We start from the raw sequence: 23,883 nt of genomic DNA on the forward strand, positions 1-23,883 counted from the left end.
CAGCCTACGGAGGAGCCAGCGCGGTTTTGGGGGTATCCACGCCACTTCCTTCAAGTCGGCAGAGCCTCCCAACGGAGTGGGAGGCATTTTCACAAATACAATGCCTCGGTAACATCCCAAAGCCCATACTAAGCCTGAAGAGGGGGGTGCAACCCCAAGGTAGTCTGGGTAGGGGCATAATAGTGGCGATCGCTAGTTCAATGGTTATGGCACTTGGGTCTTTACCCACTACAGCCCAGATTCCCTTTTTGCCGCAATTACAAGCTCCCAGCAGTGTGAGTAATGACTACAATAACAGAACTGTTTCTGGCTGGGTTTATTTGGATGGTCGCCAGTTGTTTCAAATAGCGGCTTCAAGAACCAACTTTCCTGAGCGTTTAGAAGATATCCAAAAGAAGTTGCAGACAATTAGCCAAAATTACTTTGAGTCATCTGCAAAAACAGTCAAGGTGGAGGTTCGCAAAGTAAACCAATTACCAGTAATTTATGTCAACGACCAATATCTGATGACCGTCACTTCCGAAGATGCTGGACTGCGACAGGTAGATATATCGACATCAGCAAATCAAATCGCCGAGGCTTTACAAGAAGACTTGCAACGGGCAAACCAAGAACGACAAACTCAGTTTCTTATCGATCAAGGTAAAATTGCTGCGGCTACTGGACTAGTAATGATTATCATGAGTTTAGGAGTATACGGCTGGCAGCGCCGTTCTTCAAGAAAAGATTTATTACAGCCTAGCCCTGCATCACCAGCTACTAAACCAATTACAACACAACTGAATCAACGGCAACAGCAGCATCTCCAAGAAGTTAAGAAACGATTGTTCCAGCTAACACAAGCAGGAATCTGGGGTGGTGGAAGTTTCATCATCTTGGGTCTATTTCCCTACACACGAGCTTTTCAGCTAGGAATTCTCAACGCCGCCCAATTTCCTTTAAGATTAGCTGTTGTAGCGCTGGGAACCTATGTAGCTATTCGTTTGAGCTATGCTCTTATTGACCGCTTCGCCTCAACTCTAATCAGCAGTGGTGCTTTTCTAACTCCAGAGAGTTCTGAACGTCTACAACTACGAGTTTCTACATTTTCTGGTGTAACTAAAAGTATTGCTACTGCTGTTTGTGTAGGAGTTGGCATTTTGCTAGCTCTGGTTTCGTTGGGTATAGATATCGTTCCCTTGCTAGCTGGTGCTAGTTTAGTCGGTGTTGCGGTTTCCCTAGCTTCACAAAACTTAATTAAAGATGCGATTAACGGGTTTCTGATCATCTTGGAAGATCAGTATGCTTTGGGGGATGTGATTGCTGTGGGAAATGTGGGAGGCTTAGTAGAAAATTTGAATTTGCGGATGACCCAGGTGCGAGATTCAGAAGGAAGGTTGATCACCATTCCCAATAGTGAAATCAAAATTGTGGCGAATCTTTCTAGTCGTTGGTCACGAGCCGATTTAACAGTCCCAGTTGCCTATGAAGCTAATATTGACGAGGCTTTGAAGTTGATTGAAAATATAGCCTTGGAGATGGATCGAGATCCGCAATGGCAACGTCAAATTATTGAAACGCCCCAAGTTTTAGGAATAGATGTTTTTGGCGATCGCGGTTTGATAATACGTGTATGGATTAAAACACAACCCCTCAAACAATGGGATGTAGCGCGGGAGTATCGCCGTCGTCTAAAAGTTGCTTTCGACCAAGCAGGTATTTCCATCCCTGTACCTCAACAAGCAATTTGGGTGAATGATCCACAGTTGCTGAACTCTCATGGAAATGGCAAAGCTGATTAAGAATGCAGATTAATAAATCTGCAACTCATAAATCTAGGGTGAGTTCCTGCAAGATTTAGCCCTCTCTCTACTTTCTGGCTTTAGATATTGCCGCTTACCTAAAATAATACAAATGTACTATAATGGATCTAGCGTCCACAAAGCCTGATAAAGTGCAAAACGGCTCTGTGACAACCTTCTGGAAGATGGATTCACCGGTTAGTCCTATGATCAAGCATTACATTCTCAACCTCAATCCGACTGCCAAACACGAATGGGATCGGTGTATTCTACGCGACCCGCTAACTGCCAAACGCCCAGAGATTGCCAAATTAATTGCCGAAGCAGTTGGTGCTGACGCAGGTAGCTATTTAGTGAGTATAAACATCGAAGTAACAGTGTTAGAGCAAGCTGCGGTACCTCAAGCCGAACAGCTCTCGCTTTTGTTTACAGACGTAAGTATACCGTCATCACTACGGGAAGTTGCTTAAAACACAGTGCATAATTGAGTAATACGGAGTTGCATTCAAACAATATTACTTGTGGTTGGGATAAAGGATTGAGGAGCTAGGAGAAAGCATATTCTGACTCCCCAATTCCCTCTCTACTACTGCGATTAACGCAATTTTGTACAAACAGACATTAGATTGCAAAATTATTTGCGTTATTTAGAGAAGTAGCAGATACATCGCTGACAACCGTCAAATTAAGAGCACGACTCCTACCGGATGAACCATCTGGATCAATCAAAATAATGGTATCGCTTCCCTGAGTCTCAAAACGCAAGTAGCCGTCAGAAATTGCACTTGCAAAATTCAGGTTGCTTAAACCTAAACTCCGAAAAAGTTGCCTCAGAACAATCTTATCTGTGCCAATTTCCAAGTCCGTGATAGTATCTGCCAGATCTCGGATATTTGTATAAACAAACGCATCTGCACCTTTGCCACCCGTGAGGATATCTCTCCCTTGGTAGCCAGTAATAATGTCATTGCCAGGAGTACCCTTAAGAATGTTGCGACCAAATGTGCCATTAATAATATTTACTACTGCCTCAAATGCACCAATGTCCACTCTGCCGCCAGAGATGCGAGCAAAGCCAGAACCGCGCTGGTCAAATGGTATTTTTTCCGTAGTATTGCCGTCGCCATCTAAATCTGTAGTATCAGCAGGCACATCAGCATTTTTGCCACCATTAATGGCGGGGCTGGCTGTGATCAGGGCATGAGTTTTAACTGCGCCGCCATTGTCTCGCAGCGTAGGATCTAGAACCTCAGTGATGGCAACGTTTAGCTGTTCGCTAGACTTAAAGCCTGTACTGCCATTGAGGCTGCCGATGAGGTTATAACCGTTGCTGCTGAAGTTGCCTGCTACATCATCGGAATTAGAGCTAGTTTGACCATTGTCATTAGTAATTTTGACGTTACCAGCAATAATGCTGTTTTTCACTGTGGCAGAGCCAGAATTAGAGTTGTAGATACCAACACCACCGCTTTCTCCATCAGGGTAATCGAAATTGGAACCGTTGTTGAGCGTGATGGTGCTATTGAGCACGGTTACAGTACCAGCATTGTAGATGCCACGGCCAGAGTTGCCGCTAATAGTGCTGTTGCTGACGATCGCAGTACTAGTCTGATCATTATGAATACCACTACCAGCATTGCTATTAATAGTGCTGCTGATTATGGTCAAGATATTGTTATTAAAGATGCCGCCGCCAGCATTGCTATTAATAGTGCTGCTGATTATGGTCAAGATATTGCTATTAAAGATGCCGCCGCCGAAAATTGCTGAGTTGTTGTTGATGGTACTGTTGATCACAGTCAAGGTACCACCATTGGAAATACTGCCACCACTACCATCTGCATAATTGTCGCTAAGAGTACTATTGCTTATCGTTGCAGTGCCAATATTGAAGATGCCGCTTGCGACCTCTGTATTATTGCCACTAATGGTGCTGTTGTTTAGCTCCAAAATGCTAGTGTTGTAGATGCCACCGCCGAACCTAGCACTGTTGTTGCTGATGGTGCTATTGCTTACCTTTAGGTTCCCTGAGTTGAAGATGCCACCACTACCATCGCCATAAAGATCAGAGCCTCCGAAGTTGCCACTGATGGTGCTATTACTTAACGCTAGAGTGCCAGTGTTGTAGATGCCGCCGCCACCTGCGTATACTCCTGAGATGTTGTTACTGATGGTACTATTGCTCACCTTTAGGTTGCCAGAGTTATATATACCACCGCCTTGGTATCCTACTGAGTTATTCCTAATACTGCTGTTGTTGATAGTGAGAGTACCAGCGTTCAAAATGCCACCACCGCCGATATAATCGTCAAGAATACTACCATCGGGAGAAAAATTAGAGCCATTGGCAATGGTCAATCCTGCAATTTCTACTGTAATACCACTGCTAAGCTCCAAGACACGGCTTGTATTGTTACCACTAATAGTGAGTAAATCCGCGCCTGTGCCCTTGATACTGAGGTCGTCTGTAATACTTAGACTACTACCAGCAAGGGTGATGGTGTCAGCAGTGTTGTCGGTGAACAGGCCATTAAAGTTAATGATGTCTTTTCCAGTCAGGGCATTGGCACTCAGGATTGCTTGCCGCAGAGAACCACTACCACTGTCGTTGGTATTGCTAACGCCGAATATTGCCATTGATGATGTTGCTCCTATTTTTGATCAGGGGTATTCCCCTAAAAGGTTGTGCTTGTAGGGGTTCGAGTATTAAGTATGTTTTCTATTGATTGTTTGGTACTAAAAACTGAGTTTCTCAAACATTATGAACAAATAAACTGTTAGAAACAGGGTTTTATCAGGTTATTAAAAATCAGTCATAGCAATCTCTAAGGTAAGCAACTAAGAGTGGAATGGGGTTTTGCTACCACTAAATTCCAACTCTGAATTCTTAAAGCCAAAGAAAATTGCCAACTAATTTTGTATATGATTCCGAAAATTTACTTAGCCTTAAAAAAGGCACTTACAAGTAATTGTATACAAATACTAGGTTCATGTAAAAATTTTCTGGAGAGTTTACTTTAACTTTATATTTGACAAGATTAAGTAAAGTTGCTGTAAACAAGCAGGGGTAGCGATCGCCTACCGCCAAAAAGCAATGGACACCTTGATTCGATTAACTGCGGAAAAAGCACATGCGATCGCTCATTTAGAATATCTGCGTAAGCAGTTTAGCGATCGCCTTCAATTAACTCCTATTTATTGTTAACATCAACAACAAGCACGACTTTCAAGCTAAACCGTAATGACTGATGAAAAACATCCTATTGGTTAATCTACAACCACCACCATGACAGTTGTATCAAACGACGCTCGCTTTCAACCCATTAACTTATTGGAGTATGAAAAACTAGCCCAAGAGCATCTGTCTCAGATGGCGTTTGATTACTACAGCAGTGGCGCTTGGGATGAAATCACATTGCGAGATAATCGTGCGGCCTTTGAGCGAGTCAAGCTGCGACCTCGGATGTTAGTTGATGTTAGCGATCGCAATCTGAGCACCTCTATTTTAGGACAACCTTTGCAACTACCTCTGTTAATTGCACCGATGGCTTTTCAATGTCTAGCTCATCCAGATGGAGAAGTCGCAACAGCAATAGCTGCGGCATCAGCAGGTGTGGGCATGGTGTTGAGTACAATGGCGACAAAGAGCATGGAAGATGTGGCTGCTGTCGGTAACAAACAAAATGCCTTGCAGTGGTTTCAGCTTTACATTCACAAAGATCGAGGGTTAACTCGTGCTTTAGTAGAAAGGGCTGAAGCCGCAGGTTACAAAGCACTTTGTCTGACCGCAGATGCTCCTGTTCTCGGACAACGGGAGCGAGATCAGCGTAATGAGTTTGCTCTACCACCAGACTTACATCTGGCTAACCTCGCAACTATTTCAGGGCTAGACATTTCTCATAAGACAGGGGAATCTGGGTTATTTACCTATTTTGCCCAACAGCTAAACTCCGCGGTAACTTGGCACGACTTGGAATGGTTGCAGTCTATATCTCCATTACCTTTGGTACTCAAAGGAATTTTACGAGGTGATGATGCTAAGCTCGCTGTAGAGTCTGGAGCCAAAGCAATTATCGTTTCTAATCATGGTGGCAGACAACTTGATGGTGCGATCGCCTCTTTAGATGTTCTAGCTGAAATAGTGACAGCAGCGGATGGTAAAGCAGAAGTACTATTAGATGGAGGTATCCGTCGGGGTACAGACATTCTGAAAGCCTTGGCGTTAGGGGCAAAAGCAGTACTAATTGGGCGACCTGTTTTGTGGGGACTGGCGGTAGCAGGACAAGTCGGTGTATCTCACGTCATCTCTTTGCTACAAGATGAGTTAAATCTGACAATGGCACTAAGTGGCTGTGCCAAAATACAGGATATAGACTCTAGTTTAGTAAAACTCAGTTAATTCTGTAGATAGCAACTGGCATCCCGACCCAAGCAAGTACTCAAGCGTTGCAACGAGCGTTATCCAGTACTCAAAGCTTGAAAAAACTTACCACAAGGGCAATTAAGCTAATCACTATACTTGCTGCATTAGTCCCTTTTACGCTATTGTTTAGCAAGATTTCTAAAATTAAAGATCAATTTTTTTTCGTAAAATCACTGAATAGGCTATAATGGTTTAGTTGGATATTAAGGGCGGGTGGCGAAACTGGTAGACGCACCACACTCAAAATGTGGCGACCTTGCGGTCATAGGAGTTCGATTCTCCTCCTGCCCACTATCAAAAACGTTTTAGGGTATCAACAGTTGTATAACTAAAAATACTAAAGCGCTAGCTCTATCTATACTGGATAATTTTTTCTCTTAAAAATCATCTATCGCGCTCATGAATATGCTTCAAAAATAGTAAAAAATATTCTCTAGCGAGATTAAATCATTAATGTTCATGAGCAAGTAAATTTGTAATTTATTTAAGAGCCATTGTCAATCATTAGAAAATGTAAAGATTATGCAACTAAAAAGATGGGAATCTCCTCGTAAACAAGGTAGGAATGATAAAGGGAGAGGCGGTTCTGCAAGAAAACGGCAACTCAAAAAGCAAAGACAAATGCTACGGCAAAAACTTGAAGAAGGTAGTAAACCAGAAAATCACACAAACAAAGACAATACTAACAGGGGGAAGATAAATTTATTTTCCCCCTCTTTTTTAGGCTTTCTTTTTATAGGAAAATAATATTTATAAATTTTATAGTATGGTAAGTTTAAATTTTAAATTTGTAATAAATCTAACAATATATAAAAAATATATGACCTTATTTTTCAAAAGAAAATTTAAATTGAACTGCTTAAGCACATACTTACGTAATGAAATAGGCAGACTGACAGATTGACTTTCTAGGATTTAATTCAGCCAGATGATTCTTTTTATGTATGTAGATATAACTCTCCGAAAATATAGATCTATAGTAATTTATGGTAATTGTAACGCTTACATGAACTAACTGAAAAATAATTATGAAGTAAGTATGAATTTTGTCAACCACTATCTTAAATCCCTTGGTTAAACCAGTAAAGTACGATACAGTGACAAATAATTATACTATTATCGGAGAAGCAAAAAATATACTGCTAAAGTAACTGCATCTCCATGTGTTAATTTCCGACTATGACACAATCCTGAAAAAGTCAGAAACTATATAAGCTGACTTTTCAAATATTCGGAATGGTATAGATAATCTATAGATTCTTTTCTTGGACACAAGGAGTTATTTATGGTGGGAAGAGTGTTTCTACCTACTCAAAAGGTGCTTGATTTTCCTATTACTGCCTTACGTTTTGACGACCAAATACAAACAATATTGAAGTGGGCGAGTACCCGTGAGAGTAAAACCGTATGTATAGCTAATGTACACATGCTCATGGAAGCTCACTCTAATCCCGAATTTGCCAGTGTACTAAAAAATGCAGATCTAGTTACTCCTGACGGTATGCCTCTGGTGTGGATGATGCGGAAAATGGGAGCGCGTTACCAAGATCGTGTCGCAGGGATGGATATTTTTCTAGCATTGTGTCAGTTAGCTCAAAGCCAAAATCTCAGTGTTTTCTTTGTAGGTTCTCAAACAGAAATTCTTTCTAGAATGCGAAAAAGATTAGATCAAGAATTTCCTAATCTGAAAATTGCAGCGATGGAACCTTTACCCTTTCGTCCCATGACAGAAACTGAAGACGAAGCCTTGGTAAAAAAAATCAATTACAGTGGTGCTAGTGTTGTGTTGGTGTCTCTGGGATGTCCAAAACAAGAAAATTGGATGGCTCAACATAAAGGTAAGATTCAGGCTGTGATGCTTGGATTAGGGGGAGTTTTTCCAGTTTATGCAGGAATCCACAAGCGAGCACCCCGCATAATTCGAGACTTAGGACTTGAATGGCTCTATCGATGGGTTCAAGAACCACGCCGACTCTGGGGTCGCTATGCAACGACAATTCCACCCTTCATCTGGCTGGCGACTAAGCAACTGTTGTCATCTAGTCGTCTTGCAGGAGTCTTCCAGAATAGCAGTGGAGATTGACATATTTCTGGCATTCCTAACTCTAGTAATTTAACGTGTAAGTGCTTTTGTTTACTACGGTTTTGGTGTACAATAATACAAACATCATTGTATAGAGCATAGGCGCATAGCGAAGAAAATTATACACAACATAACTCTTTTAATCTGTTTTTCATTCAGGGGGGAATAATACTTCCCCCGCTTTTATATAAAGACTTAAATTAACTCAACAGAAAAGCGTTATATCCCTGCACATATCACTTTTGCAAATATGAAATTGAGAAAGAGCCTCTCTAATTAAAAGGTGGTATTGCTTTATTCTAAGTATAAAAATTTTCATCCGTAAATGTTCTCTAGGCATCACTAGAAGATGTTTTTAGGAATTTTTGCTCACAGTTACATGTTCTCAAGCTGAGGATAAGTGTAAAACTTACCTTAAATAAAGGTACTGAATATGCAATGACCATATATTTCCAGAGAGGCAACAATCTGTCTAGAAACAAAACTTTATATAAACTTAACATTTTTTTCTCAGGTTTCTCAAACTCTATGTGGATTAAAGCCTGAAAATATAAATATACAGGGAGTTTGGTACCAAAATTAATTATGGACATGAGTATATTTTCTGATAAAAGTTTTTTGAATTGCTGCCAATTTGCTAAAAAGTTATGGCAAGATGATTTGGAAGCCATTGCTGTAAAATTTCAACAAGATTAGTTATATTCAGTAACGTTAACTAGCTAAGTAGATTCACAGCTATATTGTAGTTCTGTTAGTAATTGCCCTTGTTTTAATCTTAATTGTCGGGTTCTCCTAAGACACTGTACTCGTGTTGGTTTTCTATTTCGTCGTTACTGAGTTGATAGCGACCTAATCAGCTGTAATTTAGCCGTATTCATGAAAAATCTCTTTTCCAATGACAAGAATGACAAGTACTTCCGCACAGATCATCTGAAAGCTGATCTCAAAGGTCGATCTGTTCGTGGTGGTGCAGTTACAATGGTTGCCCAAGTTTTGAAGTTCAGCTTGAACTTGGTATCTAACGTGGTATTGGCTCGATTGTTGACGCCACAAGATTATGGCTTGATAGGTATGGTGACTGCGGTTATTGGATTTGTCGGTTTGTTCAAAGACTTGGGATTGTCGATGGCAACTGTCCAAAAGGAGGAGATTAATCATGAGCAAGTTAGTACCTTATTTTGGGTGAATGTGGCACTTAGCCTTACAGCTGCCTTGGTTACTGCTGCGATCGCACCTGCAATTGCTTGGTTTTATAATGAACCCCGTTTGATTTGGATTACCCTAGCACTATCCGTGGGTATTATCTTTGGTGGCTTTAGTGTTCAGCACAGTGCATTACTCAATCGCCAGATGCAATATAAAGCGTTAGTGTTCAATGATGTTCGGGCTATGATCATTGGCATCATAGCTGCGCTCATTGCTGCTTGGCATGGATTAGGCTACTGGGCACTAGTGATTTTACCCCTTGTTTCAGGATTTGCTGGTGTTACTGGCCTCTGGATTGCCTGTGCTTGGCGTCCAGGGCTACCTGTTTGGCGATCGGGAATAGGATCAATGCTAGCTTTTGGAGGGCATCTTACTGGATTCACTACTATTAATTACTTTGCCCGGAATCTTGACAATGTTCTTATCGGGAAATACTGGGGCGCTCAACAGTTAGGTTTATATGCTAAAGCTTATCAATTGCTAGTTCTGCCGATTAACCAGATTAATGCACCAATTACTGCGGTTGCTATCCCTAGTTTAAGCCGCTTGCAACAGGAACCACAACAATTTCGCCACTATTACCTTAAAGCTATTTCAGTAATTGCTTTTCTAACCACGCCAACGATCATCTTTATGATTGTTGCATCAGAAGACATTATTGGATTTCTTCTCGGTTCTCAGTGGCTTGGATCTAGCACAATATTTCGATTATTAGCCATATCCGCATTAGTTCAACCGCTTTGTAACACTACTGGTTGGCTATATATATCCAGAGGTAGAAGCGATCGCATGTTCAAATGGGGTTTATTCTCTTCTTCCTGGCTGGTAACATCATTTTTCATCGGCTTACCGTATCAAGCATCTGGAGTTGCTTTATCCTATGCCATAGCAATGCTTTTACAGGCATTTCCCTGCATCTACTATGCAACAAGAGGCACATCAATTACAATGCTTGATGTATTTGGAGCAGTAAAGCAAACATTTATATCATCGGTAGTATCAGGTGCAGTAGTATTAAGCATTAAGATTTACATAGGTTCAAGTCTGCCGACATGGGTAACAGTGATTATTTATTCTGCTGTGATGAGCCTGGTATATATTGGGCTAATGTTCTATGTATTTAGGATGAAAAATTTTTATTTAGGCTTTTTAGGTGAATTCAAAAAATAATACTTTAGCATATTCTGCTTATATTAAGTTTTGCACCTTATTATTTTTCGTAGACAAAATCAAGATTAAGTATTATGCAAAATATAAACTTGTGGAAAGAAACAAAATTTATAAAAACTTCTAAAGGTTATAGAGCTTCCAAAGACCCGAAACATGTCAGTATTAGTTCTCGAATCATTGCAAATATTGTAGGCAAAGTTTGCGAAAAAATTATTAATCAGCACGCTAGTGGTTTGTTATTAGATTTAGGCTGTGGCAATGTTCCTTTATATGGAATTTATAAAGACAGAGTTATAGATAACATTTGCATAGATTGGAGTAATACTTTACATAAAAATATATATCTTGATTATGAAGTTGACTTAAATACTATAATACCTCTTGATAGTGAGCAGTTTGATACTATTCTCGTTACTGATGTATTAGAACATATCGCAAAACCAGAACTATTAATGAGTGAGATCAAAAGACTTTTAAAGCCGAATGGCAAAATCATTCTTACTGTACCTTTTTTATATTGGCTGCACGAACAACCTTATGATTATTTTAGATACACAGAATTTGCGCTGAGAATGTTTTGCCAACAAAACAATTTAACCATAATAGAATTGGAGCCTTACGGAGGAGCTATAGAAGTAATTCTGGATATTGTTGCTAAACAATTAATACGGATTTCAACACTATCATGTAAAATATTTTCCAACTTCAGTACAGGATTTATTGAATCCTCTATAGGTCAAAAAATCTTGCTGAAAACATCTAGCAAATTTCCTCTAGGTTATTATTTAATTGCACAAAAAGTCGAATCTGTGAATTAAGAAATAAATTGTAAAGCCGAAAGCTAAAATTTTATGTTTTTAAACTATTTTGTCATTCTATAATAAAATATTTGCCATGAAAATTGCATTTTTTGTTAATCAATTCCCAACTTTATCTGAAACTTTTATCTTGAACCAGATAACAGGTCTAATTGATCGTGGACATGAAGTTTATATTTATGCAGATCGTCCAGGCGATATGTCCAAAATCCACCCTGAAGTTGAAAAATATCATCTTCTGGCTCATACTCACTATATTGGAAAACCTAATAATCGCATTTTGCGGTTAATGAAAATATTTAAATTGTTGCCTAATTTTTGGCGAAATCCCATTCTTTTATTGCATTCAATAAACTTTTTAAAGTACGGAAAACGAGCAGCATCATTAACATTATTTTATACAGTTGCACAGTTATTAAATAAACCAAGAATATATGACATCATTCATTGTCATTTTGGGACGAATGGACTCAAGGCAATTCTTCTTAAGGAACTTAATCTTATTCAAGGGAAGTTAGTCACCACATTTCATGGTTATGATGTGTCGCAATATATTAAAAAGTATGGAACTAATGTTTATGCAAACTTATTTGCTACAGGAGACCTTTGCTGTCCAATTAGTATGCAGATGAAATTTAATTTAGCTGAGCTAGGTTGTAATGAAAATAAATTAATTATACATAGAATGGGAATAGATTGTGGCAAGTTTTTATTTAATTTACGTCAACAGCCACAAGATGGCATAGTCAGAATAATAACAATTGCCCGCTTAGTTGAAAAGAAAGGAGTAGAGTATGGTATTCGTGCAGTTGCTAATCTTCTCAAGTCTGGGATGAAGATTGAATATAATATTGTTGGTGACGGTTTTTTACAAGAAAAGTTACAACAATTAATCCAAGAACTAGATTTGATTGATAGTATCAGGCTACTTGGTTGGAAGCAACAACAAGAGGTCGTAGACATACTTAATAGCTCTCATATTTTACTGGCTCCAAGCATAACAAGCCAGGAAGGTGATCAAGAAGGCATTCCTATAGTCTTAATGGAAGCAATAGCAATGGGTCTACCCGTAGTAAGTACATATCATAGTGGAATTCCTGAGTTAATTGAAAATGGTAAATCAGGTTTTCTAGTTCCTGAAAGAGATGTAAATGCTTTAACTGATAAACTGCGCTATTTGGTCGAGCATCCAGAGAGTTGGGCAAGTATGGGTTTAGCAGGTCGAGTATTTGTAGAAGAAAACTATGACATTAATAAGCTTAATGACAGACTAGTTGAAATTTATAAAAATATATCTTATCCAGATACTGAAGAAAAAACTGCTTTAACAGCCTCAGCATACATCTGAATAGAGCATACATAAATAAGTTTTGGAGGTAAAAAACGATGGAATTTTCAGACAATACACAGACAAAACTCCAAAATCAACCCATTGTCAGTGTTATTATACCAACCTTTAATCGAGCTAACTTACTACCTAGAGCAATTTCCAGCGTACTTGCACAGACATTTTCCAATTTTGAACTAATTATTGTAGATGATGGTTCTACAGATAATACAGCCGAAGTTGTCAATGAATTTGCAGATCCCAGAATTAGATATATAGCTTTAGGGAAAAACTGCGGTGGAAGCCATGCACGCAACCAAGGTATACAATCAGCACATGCAGAGTTTGTAGCTTTTTTAGATAGTGATGATGAATGGTTGCCTAAAAAACTAGAATTGCAGTTAGCTCGTCTTCAATCTAGTGATGATCCTTATGCTACGGTAGTTTATTGTCTAGGCTATGAATATTACGAATCAGTCCAACGCAAAAAACTGCCAAATTTGATTGCTCACGAAGGAGATGTTTTTAATAATTTATTGAGAGGATGGTTACCTTCTACTACGTCCCTATTTCTGTCCAAGCGATCTTCTTTAGTAAATGTCGGCGGTTTCGATGAAAGTTTACCTAGTTTCCAAGATTACGATTTATGGCTAAGTTTAGCTAAAGCTAATAATCATTTTTTGGCTGTAAATGAACCATTAATTATCAGATATTTTCATGGAAATCAAATTATAAGTAACTTATCAGCAAATTTAACAGGGTTTCAAATTTTTGAGAATAAATGGGGGCCAATTATAAAGCAACGTCTTGGATACAAAGCATATCGTGAGTCTATAGGTTTAAAAATATCAATAATACAAGTTAATAGGGTAGGAAAGGCAGTTGATGCAGGACAAAGGCTTTTAGCTTTACGTTATACACTTAGTCTGTTACAATTTCTGCCAATGTCGGGAACTTACATCTTATCCGGATTGATATTAACAATATTTGGGCGAACAATGTTTGGACGTAAGGCACACGAGAATTTAGGTAAGTTGAAAAATGGTTTAACTAAACTAGCAAAGAAGATTGAAATTACATCATAAATATTATTGTTTATTCATATTCTATAACAATCAATATTTGTTCATTTTCAAATAGTACTGATATCTCAATTTAAAAACTTTGACTAACTAAGTATTATTGCTTTAAAAATGATTGCAGATGTATTTTGGTATAAAGTGTAATGAAGTTTTCTCTGATTCTTGCTACTTTAAATCGCACTGTCGAAGTCGGGTATTTTTTGCAAACCCTTAATACCCAAACTTACCGCAACTTCGAGTTGATAATCATAGATCAAAATCCTGATGATCGGCTTTTAAAATTCATCCAACCTTATCAAAATAGCTTTCCCCTTTTGCACTTGCGTTCTGCAAAAGGGCTGTCTCTCGCCCGTAATGTTGGGTTGCAGCATATTAGTGGCGACATAGTAGCCTTCCCAGATGATGATTGTGCTTACCCACAGGATATCCTTGAGCATGTAGCCTACTTCTTTACAAACCATCCTGAATGGAATGGTCTTACAGGACGTTCTATTGATCAACAAGGTAAAGATTCCGGTAGACATGGAGAAAGTCCACCCGGGCCAATCAACCGTTTTAATGTATGGCGAAGAGGAATTTCTTACACTATATTTCTCCGTCGTTCAGTTGTGATGCAGGTCGGTGTCTTTGATGAAAGTCTAGGAGTTGGCGCAAATACACCTTGGGGTTCAGCAGAAGAAACTGATTACTTGTTACGAGCTATCAACACAGGTTTGTATTACGACCCTATGGTAACTGTGACTCATCCAATAAAATTAATACAAACAGAACTTATTCAAACTAATATTAGCAAAGATAAAACCTATTCCAAAACTTATGCTTATGCTATGGGTAGGGGTCGGGTACTACGTAAGCACAACATTCCATTATGGTTTGTTATTTACAACTGGGGTCGTCCCTTGGTAGGGGTTGCATTATCACTACTTCAAGGTCGTCTAGACAGTGTTAGGTCTTATTGGGCCACTTTTCAGGGTAGAGTGCAAGGCTGGTTAGGTTGGACTAATGAAAAAGCTTTGAAGAATTAAGTTAATACTAAAGTTATAAACAATTAAACGTTGTTGAGCGAAGTAATGAAACTATATATATATACAAAGCGTTTTCCGCCAGATATGATGCTAATTAAGAGTGAGGGAACTAAAAAAGCCGTTCATGGTCTTGCCTCTGGACTCGTAAAATGTGGCGTAGAAGTTACAATCCTTTGCGAAGGAGAGAGTAATGGCTCATTTGAGATGCCAGAAGGATACAAAATTCAATGTTTTACAAATCCTAATCAGAATCAGTCTTTTAAGATTGCTACTGGTTTAAAACAATTCATTAGCCAGAATTTAGATCAAAATAACCTTGTAATTTTAAGTGGTATATTCCAACCTAGAATTTACGCCATATCCCGTTTATTGAAAAAATGCAATATACCGTATATAGTTTTCCCGCATGATCCCTATAATCCTGCAATTTTTAGCAAAAATTCTCAACTAAAGTGGGTATACTGGTATCTTTTAGAACGACAAGTACTGAGGCAGGCAAAAGCAGTACAAGTCTTAGATATGCGGCATACTAAATTTCTTCGTGATTTGAAGGTCAATACTCGTGTTATAGCAGCACCTAATGGTTTTTTGCCTAATGAAGTGTATCCTGAAGCTTCCTTAAACTGGAATACAGAAAGCATTCCCAAATTGTTTTTTATAGGTCGTATAGATACTCATAATAAAGGTCTAGATTTGCTGATTGATGCATTTGCTAAAATTGTTGAAACTACTGATGCCAAACTTATAATTCAGGGTGCTGACCAAGGAGACAAGAAAAATTTAGAGGATAGGGTAGCAAGGCTTTCACTGTCAAGTAGAACCTTATTTCTCCCTGCTGATTATTCAACACCTACACCTCTAATTATCAAGAATTACGATGTTTTCTGCGTTCCGTCTCGCTTTGAGGGCTTCAGCCTGGCTGCTCTTGAAGCAATGTTAGCTGGGAGAGTGCTGTTAGTTTCAGAAGTGGCTGGTATAGCGCCCCACATTAAAGCAAGTGGCTGTGGTGTTGTAGTTGCACCAGAGGTATCAGAAATTCAATCAGGGTTAATAGAGTTACTCGAACGTCGTTCAGATTGGAAAGAAATGGGGCTGAAAGGTCGGCGTTATGCATTAGAGCATCTTGATTGGAACAAGATTGCATCTAGTGCTTTAGATCAGTATCAACAACTAGTGAAGTCTTTTGATTGATTTTAGAAAATCAGAATAATATCCATACAAAATTAAAACTTTATAATTAAAAGCGAAGATATTTTGCCTAATTACCAATATCTTAGTTTTCAATCATTCTCTCAAGAAGTTAGGTTTAATTTTGCCCATTTAATTAACATTATCCTAATTCAATATTTCTTTATATGGATTGAACCAATATGTATTCCGTAGATAATGAAATCATAAATACTTCAATAGCCTGGGTTAGTCCTAGCATGAAACTAGGCTTTTACATACAGCCCGTACTTCGCAATCTTAATAACATAGTTCCCAAAATAGAAATATTTACTTCAGAATGGCCTGGATTTGTACCAGGCTGTGAAAATGCTTTTAAAGTCAACATAGTAGGTAAATACAGAGAAATTTCTGTTGGTAAAACGAATGCAGGGTACAAACGTATAATTCAATTACTACCTTTAGAAATAATTACTCACCTTCTAAAATTAAAACCACAAGTCATCTTTGTAACGGGCCTTTCCCTATGGACTCTTCTTGTACTCATGCTGAAGCCATTAACAAAATGGCGAGTCATTATTATATACAGTGGAAGCTCGCCCAACATAGACATGAGTGATTCGCCAGTTCGGATATTTAGTAGACGTTTAATGGCGGAGAATGCGGATGCCTTTGTTACAAACTCCCAAGGTGGAAAAGAATATCTTACGGACGTTTTAAAGGTTGACAAGGCTAGAGTTTTTGCTAGACCCTATCAAATTCCAGACAAGCAGGCACTTCTTCAATCTAGCATAGTTAATAATTTAGACTTATCTAACAATCAACATCCGGTTTTTCTGTTTATTGGTCAGACAATTTATCGTAAGGGTTTAACCTTTCTCTTGGAAGCTTGCTTACTACTAGAAAACCAAGGTTGCCGTGATTATACTCTGATCGTGATTGGTGATGGCGCACAACGCCAAGAGCTTGAAAACTGGACTAGGGAGCGTGGCTTGGAAAACAGAGTTAGGTTTGAAGGATGGGTTAACTACGGTAGCTTGGGAGAATATTTTCAGAATACAGATATTTTTATATTTCCTACTTTAGAAGATATTTGGGGTATGGTGGTGCTAGAAGCTATGCTGTTTGGTAAACCTATAATGTGTTCTAAATATGCAGGAGTTTCAGAAATGATTTTGCCTGGGGACAATGGCTATATTTTTGATCCATCTGCTCCTACAGAGATAGCTAAACTTATGCGTTGTTTTATAGATAATCCAAATTTGATTAGCTCTATGGGCTATAAGTCACAAGAGTTGATAGCACATCATACTCCGGAAGCAGCAGCAGAGTTTCTAGCTGGCGTTCAATCATTCGTTTTAAAGCATTAATTTAAACCATCCAATAAATAAGTTTGATGAATAAGGAACTCTTTATTAGCTACTTATAGTTTTGTGAACGTATCAAGCATGAAATCCATTAAAGTTTTGTTCTCTGCCTATGCTTGTGAACCAGGACAAGGTTCGGAGCCAGGAGTAGGGTGGAATGTTGTCAGGGAGGTGAGCAAGTATTGCCAAATTTGGGTACTGACATCAAACTGTCACCGCCAAGGTATTGAAACTGAGTTAGCACGCAACCCACTGCCTAACCTGCACTTTATTTACCTAGATCCTTTTGGCTGGGTATTAGATTGGAGTTCTCAGCGAAAAGGAAAACAGCGAGGGGTCTACTTTCATTATTACCTTTGGCAAATTTGGGCGTATTTTGTCGGCCGCTCATTCTACAAACATATTGATTTTGATCTTGTACATCACGTAACTTATGTGAGATATTCCAGCCCTAGCTTCGTCTCACTACTTCCAATTCCTTTTCTTTGGGGCCCTGTTGGCGGTGGAGAATCAGCCCCCAAAAGCTTTTGGAAAAACTTTAGTTATGGTGGGAAAGCGTATGAGGTTTTGCGAAATTTGGCTCGCTGGATTGGTGAGTTTGATCCCTTAGTTCGCCTCACTGCCCAACGAAGTGCTTTAGCCTGGGCGACAACTGAAGATACGGCTAAAAGACTATACCATATAGGTGCAAAAAACGTTAAAATTTACTCCCAGTTGGGTTTATCTAAGGATGAAATAACCAACCTTGCAGATTACGCAATTCCCGACAATTATCCAATTAGGTTTATTAGCGTAGGTAGACTTTTGCACTGGAAAGGATTTCATTTGGGATTAGCTGCATTTGCTCAAGCAAATCTAGTTGATGCTGAGTATTGGATTATAGGAGAAGGAAGTGAACGTAAACAACTAGAAATATTGACTGAAGATTTAGATCTTACTGAAAGAGTTAAGTTTTGGGGCAATCTTTCTCGTGAACAGACTTGGAATAAGATAGGGGATTGCCATATTCTAGTTCATCCAAGTTTGCATGAATCTGGGGGATTTGTTTGTTTGGAAGCTATGGCAGCAGGACGTCCAGTGATTTGTTTAGATTTAGGAGGCCCATCTGTTCAGGTTACAGAGGAAACTGGCTTTAAAATCCCAGCACATACACCTGAGCAAGCAGTACGGGATATTGCTAAAGCTATGACCCATTTGAGTAGTGATTCAGAGTTAAGAGTGCGTATGGGACAAGCTGGACATCAGAGGGTAAGAGAAGCTTTTAGTTGGGAAAGTAGAGGACGAGAGTTGGCTAAACTTTACGAAGAAATTTCAACCCAAGATCAATTATGCGTGAAATTGGTTAGAAAATTATGAGTTTTTATCAAAATATTTTATCTATAACGTTATTACTTTGTGGACTGACAGATTTCCTACGTATATTCCGCCTAGGCGGAATTACTGCTTTAGGGATACTGACGCTGATTGTAGCTCCAATCAGTTGGATTTTGGTGTTCACTCGTTCTAAGATTCCCAAGGCAGTGCTAGTAGTATCTTCGCTAGTTTTGTTTATCATATTTGCTTTGCTCGATTGGCTTTGGCACTACTCCACATTATCTACATCCATCGTCACTGTTGTCCAAAATCTGTCGTTATACATAGCATTCGTTGGATTTGTAGTACTTAGTACAATACAAAGTAATCGAACGTTCGATCCACCCAACTACATAAGTAAGAGTTTTCCAAGAGCGATTAAGATATCAGTAGGGCTGTATGGGCTGAGTCTTCTGATATTTGGTCCTGGTACAGGCTTGATCATGGGTCCGCGATCGTTTGCCTTATTTGCCATCATAGGTATGGCTTGGTATCTGGCAGTTTGGCGCTATCACTTGCCTGGAGGGTTATTGTGGGCAAGTTTTACAATCATAGCTATTGCTTTAAGTTTCTCGCGAACAGCACTACTCATAGCCTTACTCCTGTTCCCTTTATCTCAAATATCTTTGAAGGATCTCAAAGGTTGGATGCGTATGGGTTTAACTATTGCCTTAATAGCTACTGTTTCATACTTAGCATTCACCTATGTAGAACCCATACGTTCTCGTTTTACTTCCGTAGGAGATAATGCTACTGTTGGTGGAGTTAAAATTAATACATCTGGGCGAAATGTAGCATGGCCCGTTGCCTATGCCTCAGCCATGGAATCACCTTGGATTGGTAAGGGTCCTGGTTCCGTAGGAATCGTTTTGGGAGAACGTGTTGGTCCTGCTTTCATTCATCCACATAACGATTACTTACGAATTTTTCATGATTACGGTTTGATAGGTTTAACATTCTGGCTTTTAGGATATTGGCAATTAATAATCAAAACTTGGCAAAACTGGCAATGGGCAGACCAAAACGATAGAGCTAATGCTCATATTCATCTGGCAGCATTCCTTGCTTTGGTAGCTGTGTCCTTAGGGATGCTTAGCGATAACGTTATAGTTTATATCTTTTCAATGGCTCCTTTAGGGATACTGGTAGGTGCTTCCCTTGGAAGTGGGAGCCGTCGTAAAAAGATGATTAAAAAATCTACTAGCACATTGTCTTTAGTATCAAGCAGTTTAGAACAACTGAGTGTACAACCTTAAACATACGGTAAATACGAGTCGGATTGCCTTGGATTTACCATGCATGTATTCGTTTTTTTCTTCAACTATTGAGAGAGTTAACCTCATGAAAGTTCTACTGCTACATAACCGCTATCAATTTGCTGGCGGTGAGGACGGAGTAGTGAAGGCTGAGAAGTTATTGCTGGAAGCTAATGAGCATCACGTATCTTTACTGGAAGTTAGTAATCAAGACATCACAAACGCTTGGGATAAAGTTGCAACTGCTGTAAGTGCGATTTACTCATATTCAGCGAAAGAACAAGTCAGCAGAGAAATTATTCACTTTCGCCCTGATATTGTTCATGTACATAACTTTTTTCCACTGCTCTCTCCTTCTATATATGATGCTTGTCATAAACATGGAGTGCCTGTAGTCCAAACTCTTCATAACTACCGACTTGCCTGTCCCAAAGCAATGCCTTTTCGAAATGGTAAAGTTTGTGAGGATTGCATCGGTGAACTGATACCGTGGCCTAGTATTGTGTATGGTTGCTACCGTAACTCACGCGTACAAAGCTCGGTTGTAACAGCAATGATTACCTGGCATCGACTACGAAATACTTGGCAGGAACGGGTAGACGCTTATATTGTTTTTACTGAATTTCAAAAAGAAAAAATGGTTCAAGCTGGATTGCCGCGAGAAAAGATTTATGTCAAACCTAATTTTATTTTCTCTCCTGATGCTACAGCTAAAGTTTATCAACGAGATCAGTATCTGCTTTTCGTTGGCAGATTATCTGAAGAAAAAGGGATTTCCATCTTAATTGATACTTATATACAGGAGAATTTGCATATACCGCTAAAGATTGTTGGTGATGGCCCATTACGCCAGAAATTGCAGACAAAAGTCCAGAATTCAGGCTACTATCATGTTATTGAATTTTTGGGTTTTCAAGATAAACAAGTGGTTTTATCGCTAATGCAACATGCAAATCTTTTAGTATTTCCTTCTATTTGGTATGAAGGTTTTCCCTTAACGATCGCAGAGGCATTTGCTTGCGGATTACCCGTATTAGTTTCAAAATTAGGTGGTTTAACAGAAATCGTCGAAGATGGAGTAAATGGCTTGTACTTTGAGGCAGGAAATTCACATGATTTGGCACAGCAGATAAAATGGGCAAGTACTCATGATGAAGCTATGCTTAGTATGAGCAAGGGTGCTCTTGATTCATATAAAAATAAATATTCTTCTGAAGACAATTATCAGCAATTGATTAATATTTATCAACAACTTATACTTAAAAAAGCTGCAAGCAATACTTGACAACATCAAGTGTTGTGTTTTATTTTTCTCTTAATCTAAGTTTTTACCATAAAAAACGAGGTAAATTATGATCAAAAAAATCTTAATTTTATTAAAATACAAGTTAATAAATTTTACTAAATCTTCGCTGATTAAAAGAGTTTCAAATATTAAGACAGAAACTGAGCTTACTTATAATGAAAAGCCAAAAATTTCTGCCATTGTACAGTTTTTCAATAAAAGACAGAACATAAGTAGTTTGATCAACGCACTAAGACTTGCTCCTATCGATGAAATTATTGTAATTGATGATGGATCTTCAGATGGTTCATATAAAGATTGGATAGAGCATTTAACCCAACCAAATGACTTCCTCATAAGAAGCAATGATTTATACGAAGTTAGAACTTATTCCAGAGCAATCGATTTAGCTAGAGGTGAATATATTATCCTTTTGCAAGATGATGATATTCCACCAGCTTCTCCTGCTTGGGTAGAAGAAGCCATAAGTTTATTTGAAACTTTTCCTAAACTTGTAATTTTGGGAGGAAGGTTAGCATTAGATCTCTTAACACCTGACATAGTAAATCCAGGTGAAGATTCGGTTTATAAGGAGGAAGGAGATATTGCTGGAACTCCAGGAGTTAACAAGTACAGGATTATCAAAAAGCCTAAATTCTTGACTAGTGAAGCCAATCTGCCTTTTATGTTTGCAGAGTATGTTAATCGTGCCCCTATGTTCTTAAGAAGGAAAGAAGTTCTAGATTTAGGAGGTATTAGTCAAGAGTTTGCACCCTTTCAATGCGATGATGCCGATATTTGCATCAGAGCATGGCTGTCAGGCTATCAAGTTGGATTTTACAATTCGGATTTTTTACGGGATATAGGTGTAGGCGGAATGAGGCTATTTAATAAAGAAGTTGTGCCAAAGCAAGCTATGAAAAACTGGCAATTAATCTACTCTAAATACTCTGATGTTATCAAAAGCAAAACACTTAATGCTTTAGTTGCTGAGTCTAACTCAATTTTTGATAAACGTCTTGAATAAATATAAACATTGCATATTTTCAATTCACAGTAAAATCTCATACTTAGGTAGATAAGCGTTTTGCCCTTTCGGGGATAAAATATGACTTCTCAAACTTCTATATCCAGGCTGGGAATAGCCGATTGCTTCTAGCGATAACTAAAATCGACTGGTAGATACTGTACTGAACTTTATCTTGTAGACGTTCCCTAATTCTGATATCAAAAAAAGATTTATCAAAAACTTTTGGGATATCGTCATTTTGACGAAAAAGTTTTTCGATTACTTCTATAGTAAGTGATTTTATCTCTGGCTCCACCTGTATCCTTTGCAAAATCTCTTCTGGAAGCTCTATCCCTAATAAATCCTTAGCTAAGAGAATGCCCAGAAATAATCTCCTTTTACAACCCAACATATTGGCTTGCTTCATAACTAATACCCAATCTATATCTGGTGAAATGCAGATTAGTGTGGCTACATCGCTAATCAATTGCAGTTTTTTCCAGCGATCTCTAGAACCATGTACACAGAGGAATAATAGATTATCTTCTGGTGAGAGATTAAGTATTATTTTGCCTGCTAAGGATAAACTTTTTTGACGTTCCCAAAGGCATTCATGTTCAAGTGGAAATGATAGATATGTTTGCAAAAGTTTCCAGTGAAAATCTATATTAATTCCGGTATTCTTGTGATGATAGTTATTGTCCTTACAAAATGGAGATTTTAGCCGGGCGACTTCCTGCTGTCGAGTAAAGTTGTATGAACTCTCATATCCTTGAGAAACAAGAAGATCCCTAGCTCTTAAAGCTTCCTGGTGACGAACTAGGATGTCTATGTCGCTGAATTGTCGAAGTGCAATATTACCGTAGGCTGAGACAGCTAAAATAGCTCCTTTAATCGGAATCACGGAAATTCCCTGTGAATCAAACAGATTTAGGAGTTTTATCAGCTCGCCAGTCAAAGATAGGTTGCGTCTAACATTAGCTTGAAAATAACTCAGTAGTTGAGCTAAAGCAGGTTTGGGAACTAGTTCGGGGCAAGTATTACTCAAATTTTGATACAGCAGTGGCATAACTTTGTGAAAGACTGCTGTTGGGATGATATAACTCCAGTTGAGATCTTGTTGAACTAAGGCTTTGATTCGCTCAATAGTTGAGCTATCTAACTGAGTACGGGCACAACAAATAAGTAGCTCAACTTCCCGATGAGTTTTAATTTTTTGGTTTTCAGTATCGGGTTGAGATAAGATTTCCATCACAGTTATAGATCAAATTTGCATTCTTTTGCCCAGAATTAAAATCCAGAGCTTACTTATTCGACACTATGACCAGTCAACACTATAAGGTGAAACGGTTAAAACGACAACAGCAGAAGAGAGCTTTTACCATTCTGTGGAATCTACACGTCTATAGCGGTTATCAGTCTTCTGAAGTACAGTAGCAGCAGTGAGTAAACCAACCGAGTAAATTCTCTATCGTCACTTCTGCGAATGCCGCATCTAATGCCTGGAGTAAATCAGGGTATGTCCTTGCAC

18 protein-coding genes and 1 tRNA gene are annotated in these 23,883 nt (G+C 38.6%); 17 read left to right on the forward strand and 2 right to left on the reverse strand.

What is annotated here, in order from left to right; all coding sequences use genetic code 11:
- Positions 1–200: 200 nt before the first annotated feature.
- Together IQ246_RS02450 and IQ246_RS02455 are read left to right on the forward strand one after the other, a co-directional pair.
- On the forward strand, positions 201–1,781 hold the full coding sequence (locus IQ246_RS02450; protein WP_193999822.1) for a mechanosensitive ion channel family protein: 1,581 nt from the start codon (positions 201–203) through the stop codon (positions 1,779–1,781).
- 206 nt (positions 1,782–1,987) lie between these two features.
- Positions 1,988–2,251 carry a hypothetical protein gene (locus tag IQ246_RS02455; protein WP_193999824.1) on the forward strand — a complete coding sequence of 88 codons (264 nt, stop codon included), beginning with the start codon at positions 1,988–1,990 and terminating at the stop codon, positions 2,249–2,251.
- Positions 2,252–2,402: 151 nt separating this feature from the next.
- On the opposite strand, the gene IQ246_RS02460 is transcribed toward IQ246_RS02455, so the two are convergent.
- Complete coding sequence (locus tag IQ246_RS02460) at positions 2,403–4,418, reverse strand: choice-of-anchor Q domain-containing protein (protein WP_193999793.1); 2,016 nt, start codon at positions 4,416–4,418, stop codon at positions 2,403–2,405.
- Positions 4,419–5,067: 649 nt separating this feature from the next.
- Here IQ246_RS02460 and IQ246_RS02465 point away from each other — a divergent pair.
- From IQ246_RS02465 to IQ246_RS02535, 15 genes are all read left to right on the forward strand, one after another.
- A complete protein-coding gene (locus tag IQ246_RS02465) occupies positions 5,068–6,180 on the forward strand; it encodes an alpha-hydroxy acid oxidase (protein ID WP_193999795.1) in 1,113 nt (370 codons plus the stop codon).
- Between the two features lie 231 nt (positions 6,181–6,411).
- Positions 6,412–6,495: transfer RNA gene (locus IQ246_RS02470), tRNA-Leu, on the forward strand.
- A 231-nt stretch (positions 6,496–6,726) separates the two neighbouring features.
- Positions 6,727–6,951, forward strand: coding sequence for a hypothetical protein (locus tag IQ246_RS02475; protein WP_193999797.1), 225 nt, complete (start codon positions 6,727–6,729; stop codon positions 6,949–6,951).
- A 538-nt stretch (positions 6,952–7,489) separates the two neighbouring features.
- Positions 7,490–8,287 (forward strand): WecB/TagA/CpsF family glycosyltransferase, encoded by a 798-nt coding sequence (locus tag IQ246_RS02480; protein WP_193999799.1) that lies wholly within the window; start codon positions 7,490–7,492, stop codon positions 8,285–8,287.
- A gap of 876 nt (positions 8,288–9,163) precedes the next feature.
- Complete coding sequence (locus IQ246_RS02485; RefSeq protein WP_193999801.1) at positions 9,164–10,663, forward strand: lipopolysaccharide biosynthesis protein; 1,500 nt, start codon at positions 9,164–9,166, stop codon at positions 10,661–10,663.
- 74 nt (positions 10,664–10,737) lie between these two features.
- On the forward strand, positions 10,738–11,481 hold the full coding sequence (locus IQ246_RS02490) for a class I SAM-dependent methyltransferase (RefSeq protein WP_193999803.1): 744 nt from the start codon (positions 10,738–10,740) through the stop codon (positions 11,479–11,481).
- A 76-nt stretch (positions 11,482–11,557) separates the two neighbouring features.
- A complete protein-coding gene (locus IQ246_RS02495; RefSeq protein ID WP_193999805.1) occupies positions 11,558–12,829 on the forward strand; it encodes a glycosyltransferase in 1,272 nt (423 codons plus the stop codon).
- Positions 12,830–12,867: 38 nt separating this feature from the next.
- Positions 12,868–13,893 carry a glycosyltransferase family 2 protein gene (locus tag IQ246_RS02500; RefSeq protein WP_193999807.1) on the forward strand — a complete coding sequence of 342 codons (1,026 nt, stop codon included), beginning with the start codon at positions 12,868–12,870 and terminating at the stop codon, positions 13,891–13,893.
- A 140-nt stretch (positions 13,894–14,033) separates the two neighbouring features.
- Complete coding sequence (locus tag IQ246_RS02505; protein WP_193999809.1) at positions 14,034–14,915, forward strand: glycosyltransferase family 2 protein; 882 nt, start codon at positions 14,034–14,036, stop codon at positions 14,913–14,915.
- Positions 14,916–14,960: 45 nt separating this feature from the next.
- Positions 14,961–16,106 (forward strand): glycosyltransferase, encoded by a 1,146-nt coding sequence (locus IQ246_RS02510; protein WP_193999811.1) that lies wholly within the window; start codon positions 14,961–14,963, stop codon positions 16,104–16,106.
- Between the two features lie 179 nt (positions 16,107–16,285).
- The gene (locus IQ246_RS02515; RefSeq protein ID WP_193999813.1) at positions 16,286–17,452 is read left to right on the forward strand and encodes a glycosyltransferase family 4 protein; all 1,167 of its coding nucleotides are present in this window, start codon (positions 16,286–16,288) and stop codon (positions 17,450–17,452) included.
- Between the two features lie 87 nt (positions 17,453–17,539).
- Positions 17,540–18,805, forward strand: a complete 1,266-nt coding sequence (locus IQ246_RS02520; RefSeq protein WP_193999826.1) for a glycosyltransferase family 4 protein — start codon at positions 17,540–17,542, stop codon at positions 18,803–18,805.
- Positions 18,802–20,058: an O-antigen ligase gene (locus IQ246_RS02525; RefSeq protein ID WP_193999815.1), complete on the forward strand. Its 1,257-nt coding sequence runs from the start codon at positions 18,802–18,804 to the stop codon at positions 20,056–20,058. The genes IQ246_RS02520 and IQ246_RS02525 overlap by 4 nt, the downstream gene beginning before the upstream one ends.
- The gene (locus IQ246_RS02530) at positions 20,045–21,343 is read left to right on the forward strand and encodes a glycosyltransferase family 4 protein (RefSeq protein ID WP_339379285.1); all 1,299 of its coding nucleotides are present in this window, start codon (positions 20,045–20,047) and stop codon (positions 21,341–21,343) included. Before IQ246_RS02525 ends, IQ246_RS02530 begins: the two co-directional genes overlap by 14 nt.
- A 67-nt stretch (positions 21,344–21,410) precedes the next feature.
- Entirely contained in the window at positions 21,411–22,370 is a 960-nt protein-coding gene (locus tag IQ246_RS02535) for a glycosyltransferase family 2 protein (protein WP_193999817.1), read from the forward strand.
- A gap of 97 nt (positions 22,371–22,467) precedes the next feature.
- Here IQ246_RS02535 and IQ246_RS02540 read toward each other — a convergent pair whose 3' ends face one another.
- A complete protein-coding gene (locus IQ246_RS02540) occupies positions 22,468–23,604 on the reverse strand; it encodes a nucleotidyltransferase family protein (RefSeq protein ID WP_193999818.1) in 1,137 nt (378 codons plus the stop codon).
- Between the last annotated feature and the right edge of the window lie 279 nt (positions 23,605–23,883).

The sequence above is a fragment of the aff. Roholtiella sp. LEGE 12411 genome (assembly GCF_015206995.1).
Classification (GTDB): domain Bacteria; phylum Cyanobacteriota; class Cyanobacteriia; order Cyanobacteriales; family Nostocaceae; genus Komarekiella.